Below are 15,641 nucleotides of genomic sequence, written 5' to 3' on the forward strand. Positions count from 1 at the left end.
CGGGCCCGGCTATCACCGCCCTTGGCATGGCGGAGGCGGCTCGGTGTTCATTGACGCGGTGCGGCCGGGCTGGGCAATGCTCAAGCGCGCACGCTGCGAATCGTCGAGGAAGCATCGAAAAGCGGGGACGGCACACTGCGGCTGATCGTCTTCATGGGAGCGGCCACCTTCGCCGCACTTACCCTCGGTGATGGCGCCTGGCTCGCGGGTCTGCTCTAGCCGTGCTGAGGCGCGATCCAGATTTTTCGGAGTTCGGCGGTCTGAGGATGTCGAGAACGTGCCACCGGCTCCGTCCCAGGGACATCAGCGGCCACCACCGGCCGCAAGAGGAAGACGGAGAAACCAGCATGGCGATTCAGCGGATGGACAACATCGGCATCGTCGTCGAGGACATGGATGCCGCCATCGCGTTCTTCGTGGAACTCGGTATGGAGCTGGAGGGCAGGGCGGAGGTCGAGGGCCTCTTCGCCGACCAGTGCACCGGACTCGACGGCGTCCGCTGTGACATCGCGATGGTCCGGACCCCGGACGGTCACAGCCGGCTCGAGCTGGCGAAGTACCGCAGCCCCGCGGTGATCAGCGCCGGGCCGCGCAACCGGCCGCACAACATTCTGGGCACGCACCGCATCATGTTCGCCGTCGACGACATCGAGGACACCGTTGCCCGCCTGCGCCCTCACGGCGCCGAACTCGTCGGCGAGATCGCCCGGTTCGAGGACAGCTATCTGCTCTGCTACATCCGCGGCCCGGAGGGCATCATCGTCGGACTGGCCGAGCAACTGCGCTGAGAAGGAGAAACCGAACCATGCAGCCGAACAAGATCATTAGGTTCTGAACCGCCCGATCAGCCAGGAGCTGCTGGCCCGTGACGTGACCCGCCTGGCCTACGTCGCCAAGGACGGAACCCCGCGCAACGCACCGATCGCCTTCACCTGGAACGGGTCGCACATCGTCACCCCATTTCGGCTCCGCCGCCCACCCGGTGTGCAGGGCAGGGCTTTCGACGGCCACGGTCAGCATCGGCTCGGGCAAGGACCACGGCATGCGGTGATGCCTTCCACGTCGACCACCGGCAGCCCCGTCGAGCAAGGAGCAGTCGCCCGGCAGCCAGTCACTGCAGCCCGGCGCTGCGGAGGTTCCGCCGATGAGTTTCCGGCGGTTGTGCGGTCTACCCGTCGACGAAGGGAGCGCACCATGCGCGAGATCATCGTTTGCACGTTCCTGACGCTGGACGGCGTCATGCAAGCGCCGGGCGGTCCGGACGAGGACGCTGAGAGCGGCTTCGAGCACGGCGGCTGGCAGAAACCGGTGGCCGACGACGAGGTCGGCACGGCCATCGCCGGTTGGTACGAGCAGTCCGACGCGATGCTGCTCGGCCGCAAGACGTACGAGATCTTCGCGTCGTACTGGCCGACCGCCGATCCCGACAACCCGTTCACCAATCGGATGAACAGCATGCGCAAGTACGTGGCGTCTCGGACCCTGACGTCCGTCGAGTGGCAGAACTCCACGCTGCTGGAGGGCGACATCGTCGATGCCGTACGCAAGCTGAAGGCGTCCGACGGTGGCAACGTCAACGTCGTCGGCAGCGGCGACCTCGCCCAGACCCTCATGCAGCACGGCCTCGTCGACGAGTACCGGCTGACCATCCATCCGGTGATCATCGGCACCGGCAAGCGGCTGTTCGCCGACGGAGCGATCCCCACTGCGCTGGTGCCGGTCAGCGTCTCGACGACGAAGGGCGGCACCATCGTCGGCGTCTACCGGCCGAACGGTAAGCCCAGCTACGACAGCTACTAGTAGGGCGCGTATCGGGTCGTGATCAATGAGCGGGATTTCCTCTCGCGCTGATCTTCGATCCGGTAGACCGTCTTGCATGACACGTGCGCAACTGGCCGATGTGGAATGGGAGTTCATCGAGCCGTGCCTGTCGATCGGCGAGTATGGCCCGTATCCGGTGCGGCTGCGGCAGCAATTCGAGGGGGTGCTGTGGCGGTTTCGGACGGGCGGGCAGCGGCGGGAAATGCCCGCCGACTCGAAAAAGGGGGCGGTTGCGAAGAGCAAAGCGGGCGGAAGGCCGAAGACGATCCCGGGCGGGAAGAGCGACGGCGCATCCGGCGCCGTCGCAAATCCGGCTGAAGTCCGCACTCCTGGGACGCTCCCGGGGCGGGCAGACCAGAAAGGTCCACCTCGCCGCCGACCGCAGGTGCCGTCCGCTGGCTTCCGTCTTGACCGCTGGGCAGGCCGTCTACGGCCCGCAGTTCATCCCCGTACTGGACAAGGTGCGCGTCCGCGGGCCCGCCGGGCGTCCCGGCACCCGCCCGGACACGGTCGCAGGGGACAAGGCGTACGCGTCCCACAAGAACCGCGCCTACCTGCGGCGTCGCGGTATCCGCTGCACCATTCCGGACAAGGCCGACCAGGTCCGCAACCGCAAGAAGCGCGGGTCCAGCGGTGGCCGGCCACCGAAGTTCGACCCGGAGGACTGCAGGGCGCGGCACGCGGTCGAGTGCGGCATCAATTGCTTCAAGAGACATCGAGCCGTGGCCACCAAGTACGACAAACTCGCGGTCCGCTGCGAGGTTACCGTCCTCGTTGCCGCCGTCAACGAGTGGTTGTGACGTACTGGTCCGACGACAACTCGAACACCCGTACTCGCCGACCGCAGGTGGGATTGACGGTCTCACGGACCGGATGCATCCCCAGTTTGGTCATGATCCGTTCGGAGGCGTCGTTGCCCACTTGAGTGATGCTGATGATCCGCTCCAGCCCTCGCTCTTCGAACCCGAACCGTACAGCGGCCGCAGCGGCCTCGGTGGCCAAGCCCTGCCCCCAGTGGGAACGTCCCAGCCGCCAGCCGACCTCAACCGCCGGCAGTACCTCCGGCAAGAAGTCGGGCACCGAAAGGCCGGTGAATCCGGCCAGCTCGCCAGTGGACCGGATCTCCACGGCGAACAGGCCGAAGCCCTGTGACTCCCACTCGCTTTCCCATGCCTGGACCCCGCCGCGAGTCTGCTGTTCGTCACGGACGCTGCCGTCACGGATCCACCGCATGACCTCGGGGTCGGCATTGACGGCAGCCATGGGCGCAACGTCTTCCTCGCGCCAGCGACGCAGGATCAAACGGGGAGTCTCAAGCGTGACCATCCAATCATTCTGGATCACAAATGGGCTCTCCGTCATCCTCACCAGGCACTTTCGATACACGTCCTACGGCCGATCTCGTCCAATTCAGCGAGTTCCTCGTCAGAGAGCGAGAGTCCCGCGCCGACGACATTCTCGCGCAGGTGCGCCACCGACGAGGTGCCGGGAATGAGCAGGATGTTCTGCGACCGCCGCAGCAGCCAGGCCAGGGCAACCGACATCGGCGTCGCGTCCAGCCGGGTGGCCACGGCGGAAAGCGCCGTGGACTGCAGTGGGAAGAAAGGCACGTAGACAATGCCCTTGTCCGCGAGAACGTCGATCAGCTCGTCGTCCTGACGGTGGGCGAGGTTGTACATGCTCTGCACGCACACGATTGGCGCGATCGCCTGCGCCTCGGCGACCTGTTCCGCCATCGCGTCACTCACTCCGAGGTGCCGGATCAGGCCCTGCTGGAGTTCGACGGGTCTCGAAGGGCTCGGCGATCGAGCCGGACCGGGGACCCAGGGCGTCCGCCCTCGGGACGGGCGGGTCCCGGGGCCGTCACGGCCCCGGCGGGCGAGATGGCTCCCGGAACCCCTTCTGGGTCGCTGACCAGCATGTACGCCTGGGTCAAGTTGGTCAGGACCACGACGAGCCGCTCACCCTGGGAAACTCGTCCCGCCCCTGGAGCTGGCTGGCTATCGGCTGGCGCTCACGCCGGCATCATCCCGCCGGCTCACCGTAGGGGCCGCGCCGCTTTGCAGTCGGTCGCCTTCGCCCGGGCTTGTGCGCAGGCGTGGACCCGGGTGAGAACGCCCGGCGGGCAGGGACTGTGTGGAGGTTCCCTGCCCGGGCGCAGCGCAGCGTTCAGTACTGTTCGGTCTCCACGAAACCGCCGTCCGTGTCGTTGTTCGCGCCGAAGGCGTCGGCAGCGGCGGTGGGGTCGAATCCGGGCGGGCTGTCCTTGAGGCCCAGGCCCAGGCCGGCCAGCTTCGCCTTGACCTCGTCGATGGACTTCGCACCGAAGTTGCGGATGTCCATGAGGTCGGCCTCGGAGCGCGCCAGGAGCTCGCCCACGGAGTGGACTCCCTCTCGCTTGAGGCAGTTGTAAGAGCGGACGGTGAGCTCGAGCTCCTCGATCGGCAGGGCGAGATCGGCGGCGAGGGCGGCGTCCGTGGGGGACGGGCCCATGTCGATGCCCTCGGCGTCGATGTTCAGCTCGCGGGCGAGACCGAACAGCTCGACCAGCGTCTTGCCGGCGGAGGCCATGGCGTCACGCGGACGCATCGCCTGCTTGGTCTCGACGTCGACGATCAGCTTGTCGAAGTCGGTGCGCTGCTCGACACGCGTGGCCTCGACCTTGTACGTGACCTTCAGAACCGGCGAGTAGATCGAGTCGACCGGGATACGGCCGATCTCCTGGCCCACCTGCTTGTTCTGCACGGCGGAGACGTAGCCGCGGCCACGCTCGACCGTCAGCTCCATCTCCAGCTTGCCCTTGCCGTTGAGCGTGGCGAGGACGAGGTCGGGGTTGTGCACCTCGACACCGGCCGGGGGCGCGATGTCGGCGGCGGTGACCAGACCCGGACCCTGCTTGCGCAGGTACATCACGACCGGCTCGTCGTGCTCCGAGGAGACGACCAGCTGCTTGATGTTGAGGATCAGGTCGGTGATGTCCTCCTTGACGCCCGGCACGGTGGTGAACTCGTGCAGGACGCCGTCGATGCGGATGCTGGTGACAGCGGCACCGGGGATCGACGACAGGAGGGTGCGGCGGAGCGAGTTGCCGAGGGTGTAGCCGAAGCCCGGCTCCAGCGGCTCGATCACGAACCGGGAGCGGAACTCGTCGACGACCTCTTCAGTGAGGGACGGACGCTGAGCAATCAGCACGGGGTGTTGCCTCCAGTGATTTGGCGCCCGTTTGTGACGCCGTTGACACCACGAAGGGTACGGGCCATACGGGCGATTCGGTGTCCGGCGAGGCCGAACCGCCCGTCTCCCAACTCAGCCAGGAGGCTTCGGGGGCCCCGCTCCGCCGCCCTCGCCGGCGACCAGGACGCCGCTGGGCGTGTCGAGTTGACCCTGCCGGAGAGCGGAGTATGCGGCGGCGCGGGCATGATTGACGAGCTCCGAGGCAGCTCAGGCTGGCACGGGCGGCGGCTGCTACGGGGCCCTGACCACCCCGCAGACCGGCGTTGCCACCCCGGCCTCCTCGGGTGGCTGCTGACTCCCGTGCCCGACCTCGATGCTCGCGGGGCCGCGACCGGAACCGGGGACAGTGCTGCCGGGCTGTGGCTCAGGCGTCGATGATGACGGGGATGATGAGGGGCTTGCGGCGGTGGGTGCGGAACGCCCAGTTCGCCACGGCGCGGGCGAGGAGCTGTTCGAGTTGGTGCGCGTCCCCGACGCCTTCCTCGGCCGCGGTGGCCAGGGTCTTCTCGATGACGGGGATGACCGGCTCGAAGGTGGTGTCGTCGTGGACGAAGCCGCGGGCCAGGAAGTCGGGCGCCTCGGCGAGGGCGCCGGTGTCTGCGTCGACGATCGCCACCACCGTGACCACGCCTTCGGCGGCGAGGGTGAGGCGGTCCTTGAGGGAGGCTTCGGTGGCGCCGCCGACTTCCATGCCGTCCACGTAGACGTTGCCGGCGGGCACCTTGCCGGTGATGGACGCGCGCCCGTCGACGAGGTCGACGACGACGCCGTCCTCGGCGATGACGACCCGGTCGGGGTCGACACCGGTACGGATGGCGAGGTCGCCGTTGGCCCGCAGGTGGCGCCATTCGCCGTGCACGGGCATGACGTTGCGGGGTTTGACGATGTTGTAGCAGTACACGAGTTCGCCGGCGCTGGCGTGCCCGGAGACGTGCACCTTGGCGTTGCCCTTGTGGACCACGTGAGCGCCCCACCGGGTGAGTCCGTTGATCACCCGGTAGATGGCGTTCTCGTTGCCCGGGATGAGGGAGCTGGCGAGCAGGACGGTGTCGCCCTTGCCGATGCGGATCATGTGGTCACGGTTGGCCATCCGTGACAGCGCGGCCATCGGTTCGCCCTGGGAGCCGGTGCACACCAGAGTGATCTTGTGGTCCGGGAGCTTCTCCAGCTCCTTCGTGCTCACCACCAGACCGGACGGGACCTTCAGATAGCCCAGGTCACGGGCGATGCCCATGTTGCGGACCATCGACCGGCCGACGAAGGCGACCTTGCGGCCGTGCTGGTGGGCGGCGTCCAGGATCTGCTGGATGCGGTGCACATGGCTGGCGAAGCTGGAGACGATGACCCGGCGCGGCGCGGTGCGCATCACCTGCTCGATCGCCGGGTTCAGCTCACGCTCGGAGGTGGTGAAGCCGGGTACTTCGGCGTTGGTGGAGTCGGTGAGGAACAGGTCGACGCCTTCCTCGCCCAGGCGGGCGAAGGCGCGCAGATCGGTGATGCGGTCGTCGAGAGGGAACTGGTCCATCTTGAAGTCGCCGGTGTGCAGCACCATCCCGGCCCGGGTGCGGATCGCGACCGCGAGGCTGTCGGGGATGGAGTGGTTGACCGCCACGAACTCGCAGTCGAAGGGCCCGAAGCCGCGCCGGTCGCCCTCCCGCACCCGCACCGTGCGCGGCCGGATGCCGTGTTCCTTGAGCTTGGCCTCCAGGAACGCCAGCGTCAGCTTGGAGCCGACGACGGGAATGTCGGACCGCTCGCGCAGCAGGTACGGCACGCCGCCGATGTGGTCCTCGTGGCCGTGGGTGAGTACCACGGCCACGATGTCGTCCAGCCGGTCCCGGATCGAGGTGAAGTCCGGCAGGATGACGTCCACGCCGGGCTGGGTCTCTTCGGGGAACAGCACGCCGCAGTCGACGATCAGCAGCTTGCCCGCATGCTCGAAGACGGTCATATTGCGGCCGATCTCACCCAGGCCGCCCAAAGCGATGACCCGCAGTCCTGCTGCGGGAAGGGGCGGGGCGGCTTTCAGCTCGGGGTGCGGATGACTCATGCCTTGACGCTACCGCAGGTTGGAAAGGTGATCCATTGCCTGTTCGATGTCTCTGCTTCTCGGCGGAGGGGTGCCCGTGACGGGTGCCCTGTGCCCTTGGAACCTTCGGCTCATGCCGACGGCCGGGACAGGAAACGTTGAAGGCGGTACTGCTTGCCGCGCGCAAGCGTACGCCAGGCGTGTGCGAGAAGCTCTCGTGCACGTTGTCATGCCGCCCGGATTCGGCTGCCTCCTGGCCGCCATGCGCTGGTGTGCGTCATGCGTCCGATGCTGCCACCCGCCACTGGCAGCTCCGCTGCTTGCTGCGGCCAACGGGACCCCCTATGTACGCGACCGGCAGCAGCGCTTGCCACCCCATAGCCAAACGGCAGCAGCCAGCACATGAGGTCCCCTGGGGAATGGGACTTTCGGACGTGCGCCGTCGTTGGGGCGGCTATGCGGGGAGAATCGGCGGGTGCTGTCCCGCGCCGGGGTCTGACTCGTGTGAGAGTGGGCCCGGGCGTCTGGTTACGGATGTGTCGATCTTCGGATGCGGGTCTGCGTCCCGCAGGAACCCGCCATGTTCCACCGCAGCCTGCGGGACAACATCGCCTTCGCCCGGCCCGGCGCCACCGACGAAGAGATCCACGCGGCGGCCGCGGCTGCGTACGTCATGGAGTTCGCCGACCAGCTGTTCCAGCTGTTCCCCCCCAGCGGCGGTGTGAGTGCCGGGCTGCCTGACGCGGCCGTGGCGGTGGGGTGGGAGGAGGCCGTCACAGACGCGGTGACCGGCAAGGGATCACCTGAAGGGGCTTCGAAATTTCGGACGCTATTCGGAAAGTCGGGGTGGTACGGATACTGGAGAGGCGACCGGCAATGTCGACGCCGTCTGCGAAACCGGCCCCGCTCCGCTGTCCATCCGCACAGTGCGGCCGTTCTCGATCGGCTTGACCTGCGGCGTTTCACTCATAAAGCCCTGCGAATGTTTCGGTGTTGCTCGTGAACCATGCGAGAGGTATTGACGCCGTTCACCGGTTCCCTATTATCCAGATTGCCCGACACTTCGACCCTTGTTCGGTATAACGAACACACCTCAAGCCGCTCCACTCGCACAACAGGACGCCTCCGGGTCACGCCCACCGCAACGGCCGAGCCGCAAGGAGCGTGTCGCACGATGCATATGTCATGGCCTCGCCAATCCTTCTCCCGTCGTCGTGCGCCTCCCGCGCCGCAGCTCGGACGGCTCGCGGAGTGCGTGGGGTCACCCTGCGGCGGGCCTGCACCACGACGATCAACGTCCGACACAGGCCGGTGCGTTTCGCAGTAGCCCGAAGACGCCGGGCGCCACCGGTCTTTCAGAAGGTCTCGCAGGACCGGGAAGCCGCGAGGGGGGCGGCGCGGTGCCCACGGACCGCTACGAACCGCACCACATCGACAGTCCGGACAGCCTCTGACGGGGCCAACCGGAACCGCTTACTCAAGGATTACGAGGTCCCCATGCGCAGACGAAGTTCCAGCCGCAGACATCTGTCTGTGGTGCTCGCCGCTGCGGTCGCGGCCCTGGTCGCGTTGGCGGCGACACTCGTCGCCAGCCCGGCTCAGGCGGCCACCGGCGGCGCCTTGCGCGGTATTGGTTCCGGCCGGTGTCTCGATGTGCCGAACGCCAGCCAGACCGACGGCACGTACCTGCAGATCTGGGACTGCTCGGGCGGGACCAACCAGCAGTGGACGTTGACGGACAGCAACCAGCTGACCGTGTACGGCAACAAGTGCCTGGATGTTCCGGGCCACGCCACCGCGGCCGGTACCCGGGTGCAGATCTGGACCTGTAGCGGCGGCGCGAACCAGCAGTGGCGGGTGAACTCCGACGGCACGATCGTCGGCGTGGAGTCCGGGCTGTGCCTGGACGTCACGGGCTCCGGCACGGCCAACGGCACGGCGGTGGAGATCTGGACGTGCAACGGCGGCAGCAACCAGAAGTGGACGGGCCTGTCCGGGACGTCGACCCCGCCGGGGGGCGGCACGTGTTCTCTTCCGTCGACGTACCGGTGGACGTCGACGGGTGCGTTGGCGCAGCCGGCGAACGGGTGGGTGTCGCTGAAGGACTTCTCCAACGTGGTGTACAACGGCAAGCACCTGGTCTACGCGTCGAACGTGTCGGGATCGGGGTACGGCTCGATGGCGTTCAGTCCCTTCACGAACTGGTCGGACATGGCGTCGGCCGGCCAGACCGGGATGAGCCAGTCCACGGTGGCGCCCACGCTGTTCTACTTCGCGCCCAAGAACGTCTGGGTGCTGGCGTCCCAGTGGGGTGCGTGGCCCTTCTTCTACCGCACGTCGAGCGACCCCACCAACCCCAACGGCTGGTCCTCGCCGCAGCCGCTGTTCACCGGCAGCATCCCCAACTCCGCCCCGATCGACCAGACCCTGATCGGTGACGGTCAGAACATGTACCTGTTCTTCGCCGGTGACAACGGCAAGATCTACCGGGCCAGCATGCCGATCGGGAACTTCCCTGGCAGCTTCGGCTCGTCGTACACGACGGTCATGAGCGACTCGACGAACAACCTGTTCGAGGCGGTGCAGGTCTACAAGGTTCAGGACCAGAACCAGTACCTCATGATCGTTGAGGCGATAGGTGCGAACGGGCGCTACTTCCGCTCGTTCACGGCCTCCAGCCTGAGCGGTTCGTGGACCCCGCAGGCCAGCAGCGAGAGCAACCCCTTCGCGGGCAAGGCCAACAGCGGTGCCACCTGGACCAACGACATCAGCCACGGTGACCTGGTCCGCAACAACCCCGACCAGACCATGACCATCGACCCCTGCAACCTGCAGTTCCTCTACCAGGGCAAGTCCCCCACCGCGGGCGGCCCCTACGACCAACTGCCGTGGCGGCCGGGTGTCCTCACCCTGCAGCGCTGACCTGCCTGATTCACGGTGATCGCGATGTGGTGCGGTCCGCCGACGCGTAGACGAGCGGTTTACTGCGTGGGCGACTCCACCTGCTGACCGGTACGCACCACCTCCAGGAACCCCAGCCCTGCGCCGACTGGGGTTCCTCTCTTTTGTGGGACTTTCATCGTGGGTACGGACCGAGCACTACGACGCCACCGGGGACACCGCTTGCCGGGCGTGACGTGCCGTGCATTCCGCAAGTTCCATCCGGGCTCGACCTGTCCGTGTCGTCCTCGCCGTCACCCTCCTCGAGGCGTCGTCACCACCGGTGGCGTCTACGGCCCGGAGGCCGACGCTGTCGTCCAGGACGAGCTCGCCGCCGACGCCGAAGACGAACGCGTGCAGCAGCTGCAGGACGAGCAGCGCCGCCAGCAGCAGGAAGCCGGAGCCGGCCGCCGCGCCGCTCTCGCCCCGGACGTCTTGCGCCACGCCCTTATGGGCACGCTGGCCCGTACGGCCTGCTGGACTCGCTCAGCGGTGACGAGCGGGCGGTTGTGGGCCGACGGTCCGAGTCCGACCCGGCGGCCGCGTTCGCCTTCGACGCGGTGCTCGCCCGCGCGTACGAGGTCGGCACCGGGGGCTGCGCGGGGACCGCGTCATGACGGGCCGCCCGGAGACGCTCGTGGTCGCCACGTGGGCGGAGTCGGAGTCGACAGTCGGCGGCCATCACGCCGACTGTCACGCCGCCGCCCGGCCACGCGACAGCGGCCGCCCGCATGCCCGATATGGGCGCGGCTTCCCGGTGCGCTCATGACTTCAGTGACGTGTGACAGCGAATGTTGATGGTTCGCCACTGGCGGAGGCTGTGGTCAGTGGCCGCCGCTCGGGGGCTCGCAGCCTGTGCCGTCGGGGTAGCCGCCGAAGGCATCCGCCTTGGTGGAGTCACTGCTCATCGTGCCCTCCACGCACCAGGGAGAGGCGCCGATGTCGATGAGGAAGCCGACCCCGGCGGACCCGTCCTGGTACGCCTGCACCTTCCCGGCGGAGTAACCGAGGCTGGTGAGCGCGTTGCGGACCTTGTCCGGGGCGAAGTCGCCGCGCTGGCGCAGCGGTTCGAGTGCACTCTTGACGCGTCCGACGGCGGTGAGTCCGTCGCAGCGGCTCTGGCCGTGGAGCGGGATGGGAACTGTGAAGCCGTGGTTTTCGGCGTAGTGGTCGGTCGGCGGCACGGTTGAGCTGGGGGTAGTGGCGGCCGTGGGCGCGGTCCGCTTCGGGCTCTCGCCGGGGCAGGGGAAGTCCGCTGGTGTACTCGGCGTCGATATGCCGGTCGGCGTTGGATGCGAACGCCGGTACGCGTCGGCGGTGTCGCCTGCCCGCTGCGTTCCGCACCCCGCCGCCAGCAGGGCAATCACCGCCAACGGCAGCATCCCGAGCCGGGCTCTCGTCTTCCTTGGCGTCGTCATCCCCCGATCCTTCCCCGCAGCTCGGTGAGCGTCATGAGTACTTCTACTCATCCGGCCACACCACCCCGGTCAGCCTTCGGCGGCAAACCTCGCTCGCGGCCGGCCTGGCGCCACCACGTCAGGGGCCGGAAGAACTCCGGGACGCCGTGGCTGAGTTACTCGTCCAAGCTCAGCGGGCTCGCGGTGCGAGACGGCGAAGTCGTCGCGAAGGCGATCGCCGCCAAACAGCGCGCCGTTCACGCCCTGCCGGCGGGCGGTACACAGGGGCACTGAAGGGCCAACCACCCGCCAGCCGCGTCCCCAATCTCACAGGGCAACACAACTAGGGCGCCGCAGCGCCGCCGGTGGTGTCTGCTGGGGTGGCTGCGGGAGCGTCCGCAGTGCGGCTCGCCTGCTCGTCGGCTGCTTCCAGCAGGCGGAGGGCAGGCGGGTTGACGGGTTGTGGTGTTCCCTGCAGGTCGTACTGGAACAGTGCGATTCCCTGCTGAGATGCCCACGCGATGGCCGGCGGGGTGTAGCCGGCCATTGAAAAGAACAGCGCGGAACGCTGCTTGGCGGCCGCTACGCCGTGAAGTTGCTGGACGGTGGGACGGGTGGTCGGGCTTCCTTCCTTCTTCACCTGAGCCACAGCGCGCTCGGCAAGGACGTCGATGCCTTCGTCCGCACCGACGGGAGTGGCCACGGCATCGGTGAAGCCCAGATAGCGCATCCAGTCGACGGCAGCGAGTTCCGCGTCCCGGGCGTCCCGGATCAGCCGTTGTACGGGGCGATGGGCTGCGGCAGTGGACGGGGCGGCCGCCGCGGCCTCTTCCCGGGCCGCCAGAGCGACTCGCAGGCGCGGATTCTGGGAGAACGAGAAAACCAACCCCCCGACCGTCAGCTGTCCCCAGCTCGCTTCAGGTGCGTCGATCACGTCCTCGGGCTGGGGGTCGAACCGGTAGGAGACGCCCTTGTCCGATACGGCCGCTCCTCGGTCGGTGAGGATCAGCAGGGCGGGGCGTTCCTTCAGCCCCTCGGTCGCCGACTGCGCGACACACAGAATCCGTTCGTCCACGGCGACGTGCCGACGGGCCAGTCGCTCCGCCTCGGCGTGAAGGCGTGGATTGCGCGCCTCGACCGTCTTTTCCAGGCAGTGGGCTATCGCCTCGCCCTGCGGCGTTCCCCGCGCCGGGAGATCATCGAGCAGTTCCCGCACCGCGCTTTGCAGCGCCCGCGCCGCTTCGCGTGCGCGGCGCTCCGCGATTTCGGTGGCAGCGGCCTGCCGCTCCCGCTCGGCGCGTGCGGCAGAACGGGCCCTCGTCCGGGCGTACCGCGCCGCATCGCGTTCATAGCGGGCGGTGTTGCGCCGGCCGGCCGGAGTCTTGCCGAGCAGCCACAGAACCGATCCGGTGAGGACGAAGACGGCTGCTCCGCTCGCCCACACGGCAGGGGACAGGAAGAGACCCACGAGCAGTACGAGCATTCCGATGGCCATCACAACGGCGAGCACCGCCGAGATCGACTCGACGCGGACATCGCTCGGTGAACGCGGTGCCCTCTTGCTCGGGGTGTCGACGGCACCGGTTGCCGGTGTCCCGGTCACCTCCACAGGCTGCTGGTCCGCGGGCGTCCGGCCGAGCCCACGGCAGCCTCCGGCACCCTGACCGTGGTAACCGATGACCCCGTCGCTCACCGGTGCCTTGCGCCCACACACCGGACATCTACCACTACCCACCGAACCCCCTCAATGTGCCCCTGTACGCAGGAGAACGAACAGTAATTGATTCCGCACCCACTGTCGGACACAGAGTTGGAGAGGTTCATGCGGGAAAGGAAGATCGACCACGCACTCTGGGCCAGAGAGTCGGGGGCTTCCTCGCCGGAGCGGAACTGCGGGCGCCAGCGCCCCAGACTGGGCAGCCCGAGTCACGACGCCTCGATGCGTCCGGTGTCGGAGTCCACCAGCGAGAGGAAGTCCCGTACGGCCTCCTCGAGATCGGCCCTGCCGACTTGCACCGGAGGGCGGCTGCGGAACCCGAGCCCGTACTGGGGGTCGGGAGCCACAGCTTGCGACTGCTGCTGGCAAGAACATCCCCGCGTCGGTCGCCCTGTGGGCCGAGGAAGCGTCATGGAGTTCCCCTTCGCTCCCGACGTCTGGCCCAAGCGTCTGGAGGGCAAGGAGGTCATCGCCGCGTACATGCGCCTGTACCCCGACCACATCGACCTTCACGACTTCCCCGCCTTGCCGATCCACCAGACCATCGATCCTTGATCGTTGATCACGGCTGTGTGGTGGGGAACGCGACTCGTGCGGTAATCATCAGCAACCGGCGGATCACGGGCCTGACGGCCGATGTGACCGCTGAACTCGTCGTCGAAGTCGGCCCGTTGTGGCATCAGCGCCGCCAGAGCAGGCTCGCCTCCCGCAAGCGGCAGCGGGCCGTGGGCGCTGGCGCGAAGCACCGGCTGGTGTTCGTCGACCGGCTCCTGGCCACACTCGTCCATCTCCGTCATGGGACCACTCACGGCGTGCTGGCCTGCTGGTTCGGGGTGGACCGCGCCACCATCACCCGGGCGATCAACGAGGTGCGGCCCCTGCTCGCCGAGCGGGGGTGCACCATCAGCCCCGACATGCGGCTGCGGACCCTGGCCGAAGTTGTCGACCATATGGGCGCGACTGGCAAGACTGGCATCATCGACGGCACCGAGATACGGGTCCGGAGGCCGGCTGCCGGACGCAAGGGCCGGGACAAGTTCATCTCCAGCAAGAACAAGCAGAACGCCGTCAAATCCATGGTGGTCACGGACGACGAGGGACGCGTGCTGTTCTGCAGCCCGACCCGGCCCGCGAGCTGCGCGGACATCACCCACGCCCGCCAGTTAGGGCTGGTCGAGCTCCTGGACGGCGGGCCCGCGGTCGAGATCCTCGCCGATGCCGGCTACCAGGGGCTGGGCGCACAGACCGGCGGACGCGTAGTGACACCACCGCCCGCAAGTTCAAGAAGAATGCCCCGGACTGAGACTGGATCCTGGGGACCACTGGGGCGCTCCGTCCCCACGGTCGCGTCGTTCTCGCGGACTGTCCGGTTTGGTCACTTGGTGTCCAAGGTGACCCAGGGCGCGACGGGTGGCGGGCGGGTCCGTCTGGGGAAATGAGCGGCAGAGTCCCCCTGGTACGCGGTACCGTGCGCCGATGTCAGCGATCAAGAAGTTCCAAGTCACCTTTGACTGCGCAGAACCTGAGCGCCTCGCTCGTTTCTGGTGCGAGGTGTTGGGGTACGTCGTACCGCCGCCGCCAGAGGGGTTTGCCACTTGGGATGATTTCAAGCTTTCGCAGCCACCTGAGCAGCGGGATTCATGGTTCGCCTGCATAGATCCCTCAGGCGTGGGCCCGCGACTGTACTTCCAGCGCATCCCCGAAGGCAAGATCGTTAAGAATCGGGTGCATCTCGATGTCCGGGTCGGCACCGGGCTCGTGGGGGACGAGCGCCTCGCCACGCTCGAAGCCGAGTGCGCACGACTGGTCGCGCTCGGCGCCACGCACGTGCAAACGCTGTATGCCGATGAGGAAAACGAGTCGTGCATCCCGATGCTGGACATCGAGGGCAACGAGTTCTGTATCGACTGAGCACTCTCCGAGCCGGGGAGCAGCCTCCCCAGGGCCGCTCTGGTCTCGTATGAGGCGGGAGTTACCCCATGAGGGCGAGGTTGTGCATCCGGGCGATGCCGAGCGTGGCGGTGTGAACGCCGTCGCCTTTCAGACGGCAGTCGCGAAGGATCTTCCATGCCTTCATCCGTGCGAAGGCGTGCTCGACGCGGGCGCGGACCTTGCGGTGGGAGGTGTTGTGCTCCTCCCTCCAGCAGGCAGTTCGGTCTGGCCGCGTTCACGGCGGTGCGGGATGAGCAGGCCGGTGCCCCGATAGCCGCCGTCCGCGATGGCCGTGGCCCGGCCGACGGCGGCCTTCGCACCGGAAAGTTCCCATGCCTTGCAATCGTTGCGGTTGCCCGTGACCGGTCGGCCGACGGCGACGACGAGTCGGGTATCGGCGTCGATGACGACCCGGTGGTTGGTCGAGTACCGGTAGTTCTTCGACTGCTCGGCAACCGTATGATCCCGCGTGGGCACTAGGGCCTGTGTGACGTTGTGATCAGCCAGTTGCCTTCAGCAGGTCGTTGATCCAGATCATTGAGGCACGGAGGTGGAGGCCGGCGAGGTAGCT

General features: G+C 67.7%; 12 protein-coding genes and 6 pseudogenes. 10 read left to right on the forward strand and 8 right to left on the reverse strand.

Annotation, left to right across the window (positions count from 1 at the left end; translation table 11 throughout):
- Positions 1-347 precede the first annotated feature (347 nt).
- The 4 genes and pseudogenes from ACWGJM_RS20890 to ACWGJM_RS20905 form a co-directional block, all read left to right on the forward strand.
- Entirely contained in the window at positions 348-788 is a 441-nt protein-coding gene (locus ACWGJM_RS20890; RefSeq protein ID WP_453413171.1) for a VOC family protein, read from the forward strand.
- 406 nt (positions 789-1,194) lie between these two features.
- Complete coding sequence (locus ACWGJM_RS20895; RefSeq protein WP_453413172.1) at positions 1,195-1,800, forward strand: dihydrofolate reductase family protein; 606 nt, start codon at positions 1,195-1,197, stop codon at positions 1,798-1,800.
- 76 nt (positions 1,801-1,876) lie between these two features.
- Positions 1,877-2,029 (forward strand): annotated as a pseudogene (locus ACWGJM_RS20900) (transposase); the annotation flags it as partial.
- Between the two features lie 30 nt (positions 2,030-2,059).
- Positions 2,060-2,564 (forward strand): annotated as a pseudogene (locus tag ACWGJM_RS20905) (transposase); the annotation flags it as partial.
- Between the two features lie 40 nt (positions 2,565-2,604).
- Here the strand turns inward: ACWGJM_RS20905 and ACWGJM_RS20910 are convergent.
- From ACWGJM_RS20910 to ACWGJM_RS20920, 3 genes and pseudogenes are all read right to left on the reverse strand, one after another.
- Complete coding sequence (locus ACWGJM_RS20910) at positions 2,605-3,147, reverse strand: GNAT family N-acetyltransferase (RefSeq protein WP_453413173.1); 543 nt, start codon at positions 3,145-3,147, stop codon at positions 2,605-2,607.
- Between the two features lie 38 nt (positions 3,148-3,185).
- A pseudogene (locus ACWGJM_RS20915) lies at positions 3,186-3,654 on the reverse strand (aldo/keto reductase); the annotation flags it as partial.
- A 336-nt stretch (positions 3,655-3,990) separates the two neighbouring features.
- Positions 3,991-5,013 (reverse strand): DNA-directed RNA polymerase subunit alpha, encoded by a 1,023-nt coding sequence (locus ACWGJM_RS20920; protein ID WP_453413174.1) that lies wholly within the window; start codon positions 5,011-5,013, stop codon positions 3,991-3,993.
- Between the two features lie 141 nt (positions 5,014-5,154).
- Here ACWGJM_RS20920 and ACWGJM_RS20925 point away from each other — a divergent pair.
- A pseudogene (locus ACWGJM_RS20925) lies at positions 5,155-5,350 on the forward strand (flavoprotein); the annotation flags it as partial.
- 69 nt (positions 5,351-5,419) lie between these two features.
- On the opposite strand, the gene ACWGJM_RS20930 reads toward ACWGJM_RS20925, so the two are convergent.
- The gene (locus tag ACWGJM_RS20930; protein ID WP_453413175.1) at positions 5,420-7,105 is read right to left on the reverse strand and encodes a ribonuclease J; all 1,686 of its coding nucleotides are present in this window, start codon (positions 7,103-7,105) and stop codon (positions 5,420-5,422) included.
- A 559-nt stretch (positions 7,106-7,664) separates the two neighbouring features.
- On the opposite strand from ACWGJM_RS20930, the gene ACWGJM_RS20935 reads away from it, so the two are divergent.
- Complete coding sequence (locus tag ACWGJM_RS20935; protein ID WP_453413186.1) at positions 7,665-8,087, forward strand: hypothetical protein; 423 nt, start codon at positions 7,665-7,667, stop codon at positions 8,085-8,087.
- 494 nt (positions 8,088-8,581) lie between these two features.
- Positions 8,582-10,006 carry a non-reducing end alpha-L-arabinofuranosidase family hydrolase gene (locus ACWGJM_RS20940; protein ID WP_453413176.1) on the forward strand — a complete coding sequence of 475 codons (1,425 nt, stop codon included), beginning with the start codon at positions 8,582-8,584 and terminating at the stop codon, positions 10,004-10,006.
- A gap of 177 nt (positions 10,007-10,183) precedes the next feature.
- Here the strand turns inward: ACWGJM_RS20940 and ACWGJM_RS20945 are convergent, their stop codons facing one another.
- The 3 genes from ACWGJM_RS20945 to ACWGJM_RS20955 form a co-directional block, all read right to left on the reverse strand.
- Complete coding sequence (locus ACWGJM_RS20945) at positions 10,184-10,468, reverse strand: hypothetical protein (protein WP_453413177.1); 285 nt, start codon at positions 10,466-10,468, stop codon at positions 10,184-10,186.
- Positions 10,469-10,848: 380 nt separating this feature from the next.
- Complete coding sequence (locus ACWGJM_RS20950; RefSeq protein WP_453413178.1) at positions 10,849-11,442, reverse strand: hypothetical protein; 594 nt, start codon at positions 11,440-11,442, stop codon at positions 10,849-10,851.
- A 322-nt stretch (positions 11,443-11,764) separates the two neighbouring features.
- Positions 11,765-13,024: a restriction endonuclease gene (locus tag ACWGJM_RS20955; RefSeq protein WP_453413179.1), complete on the reverse strand. Its 1,260-nt coding sequence runs from the start codon at positions 13,022-13,024 to the stop codon at positions 11,765-11,767.
- 407 nt (positions 13,025-13,431) lie between these two features.
- On the opposite strand from ACWGJM_RS20955, the pseudogene ACWGJM_RS20960 reads away from it, so the two are divergent.
- The 3 genes and pseudogenes from ACWGJM_RS20960 to ACWGJM_RS20970 form a co-directional block, all read left to right on the forward strand.
- Positions 13,432-13,690, forward strand: a pseudogene (locus tag ACWGJM_RS20960) (nuclear transport factor 2 family protein); the annotation flags it as partial.
- On the forward strand, positions 13,690-14,577 hold the full coding sequence (locus ACWGJM_RS20965) for a transposase family protein (RefSeq protein ID WP_453413180.1): 888 nt from the start codon (positions 13,690-13,692) through the stop codon (positions 14,575-14,577). The pseudogene ACWGJM_RS20960 and the gene ACWGJM_RS20965, both read left to right, overlap by 1 nt.
- 37 nt (positions 14,578-14,614) lie before the next feature.
- Entirely contained in the window at positions 14,615-15,049 is a 435-nt protein-coding gene (locus ACWGJM_RS20970; RefSeq protein WP_453413181.1) for a VOC family protein, read from the forward strand.
- A gap of 61 nt (positions 15,050-15,110) precedes the next feature.
- Here ACWGJM_RS20970 and ACWGJM_RS20975 read toward each other — a convergent pair.
- Positions 15,111-15,562, reverse strand: a pseudogene (locus ACWGJM_RS20975) (transposase); the annotation flags it as partial.
- Positions 15,563-15,641 lie beyond the last annotated feature (79 nt).

This window comes from Streptomyces sp. NPDC054834, assembly GCF_053611185.1.

What these genes read in the sequence shown, in the direction of transcription:
- ACWGJM_RS20970 (WP_453413181.1), top strand. Translation starts at nt 14,615, where the DNA reads ATGTCAGCGATCAAGAAGTTCCAAGTCACCTTTGACTGCGCAGAACCT.
- ACWGJM_RS20935 (WP_453413186.1), top strand. Translation starts at nt 7,665, where the DNA reads ATGTTCCACCGCAGCCTGCGGGACAACATCGCCTTCGCCCGGCCCGGC.
- ACWGJM_RS20910 (WP_453413173.1), bottom strand. Translation starts at nt 3,147, where the DNA reads ATGGTCACGCTTGAGACTCCCCGTTTGATCCTGCGTCGCTGGCGCGAG.
- ACWGJM_RS20930 (WP_453413175.1), bottom strand. Translation starts at nt 7,105, where the DNA reads ATGAGTCATCCGCACCCCGAGCTGAAAGCCGCCCCGCCCCTTCCCGCA.
- ACWGJM_RS20940 (WP_453413176.1), top strand. Translation starts at nt 8,582, where the DNA reads ATGCGCAGACGAAGTTCCAGCCGCAGACATCTGTCTGTGGTGCTCGCC.
- ACWGJM_RS20950 (WP_453413178.1), bottom strand. Translation starts at nt 11,442, where the DNA reads ATGACGACGCCAAGGAAGACGAGAGCCCGGCTCGGGATGCTGCCGTTG.
- ACWGJM_RS20895 (WP_453413172.1), top strand. Translation starts at nt 1,195, where the DNA reads ATGCGCGAGATCATCGTTTGCACGTTCCTGACGCTGGACGGCGTCATG.
- ACWGJM_RS20890 (WP_453413171.1), top strand. Translation starts at nt 348, where the DNA reads ATGGCGATTCAGCGGATGGACAACATCGGCATCGTCGTCGAGGACATG.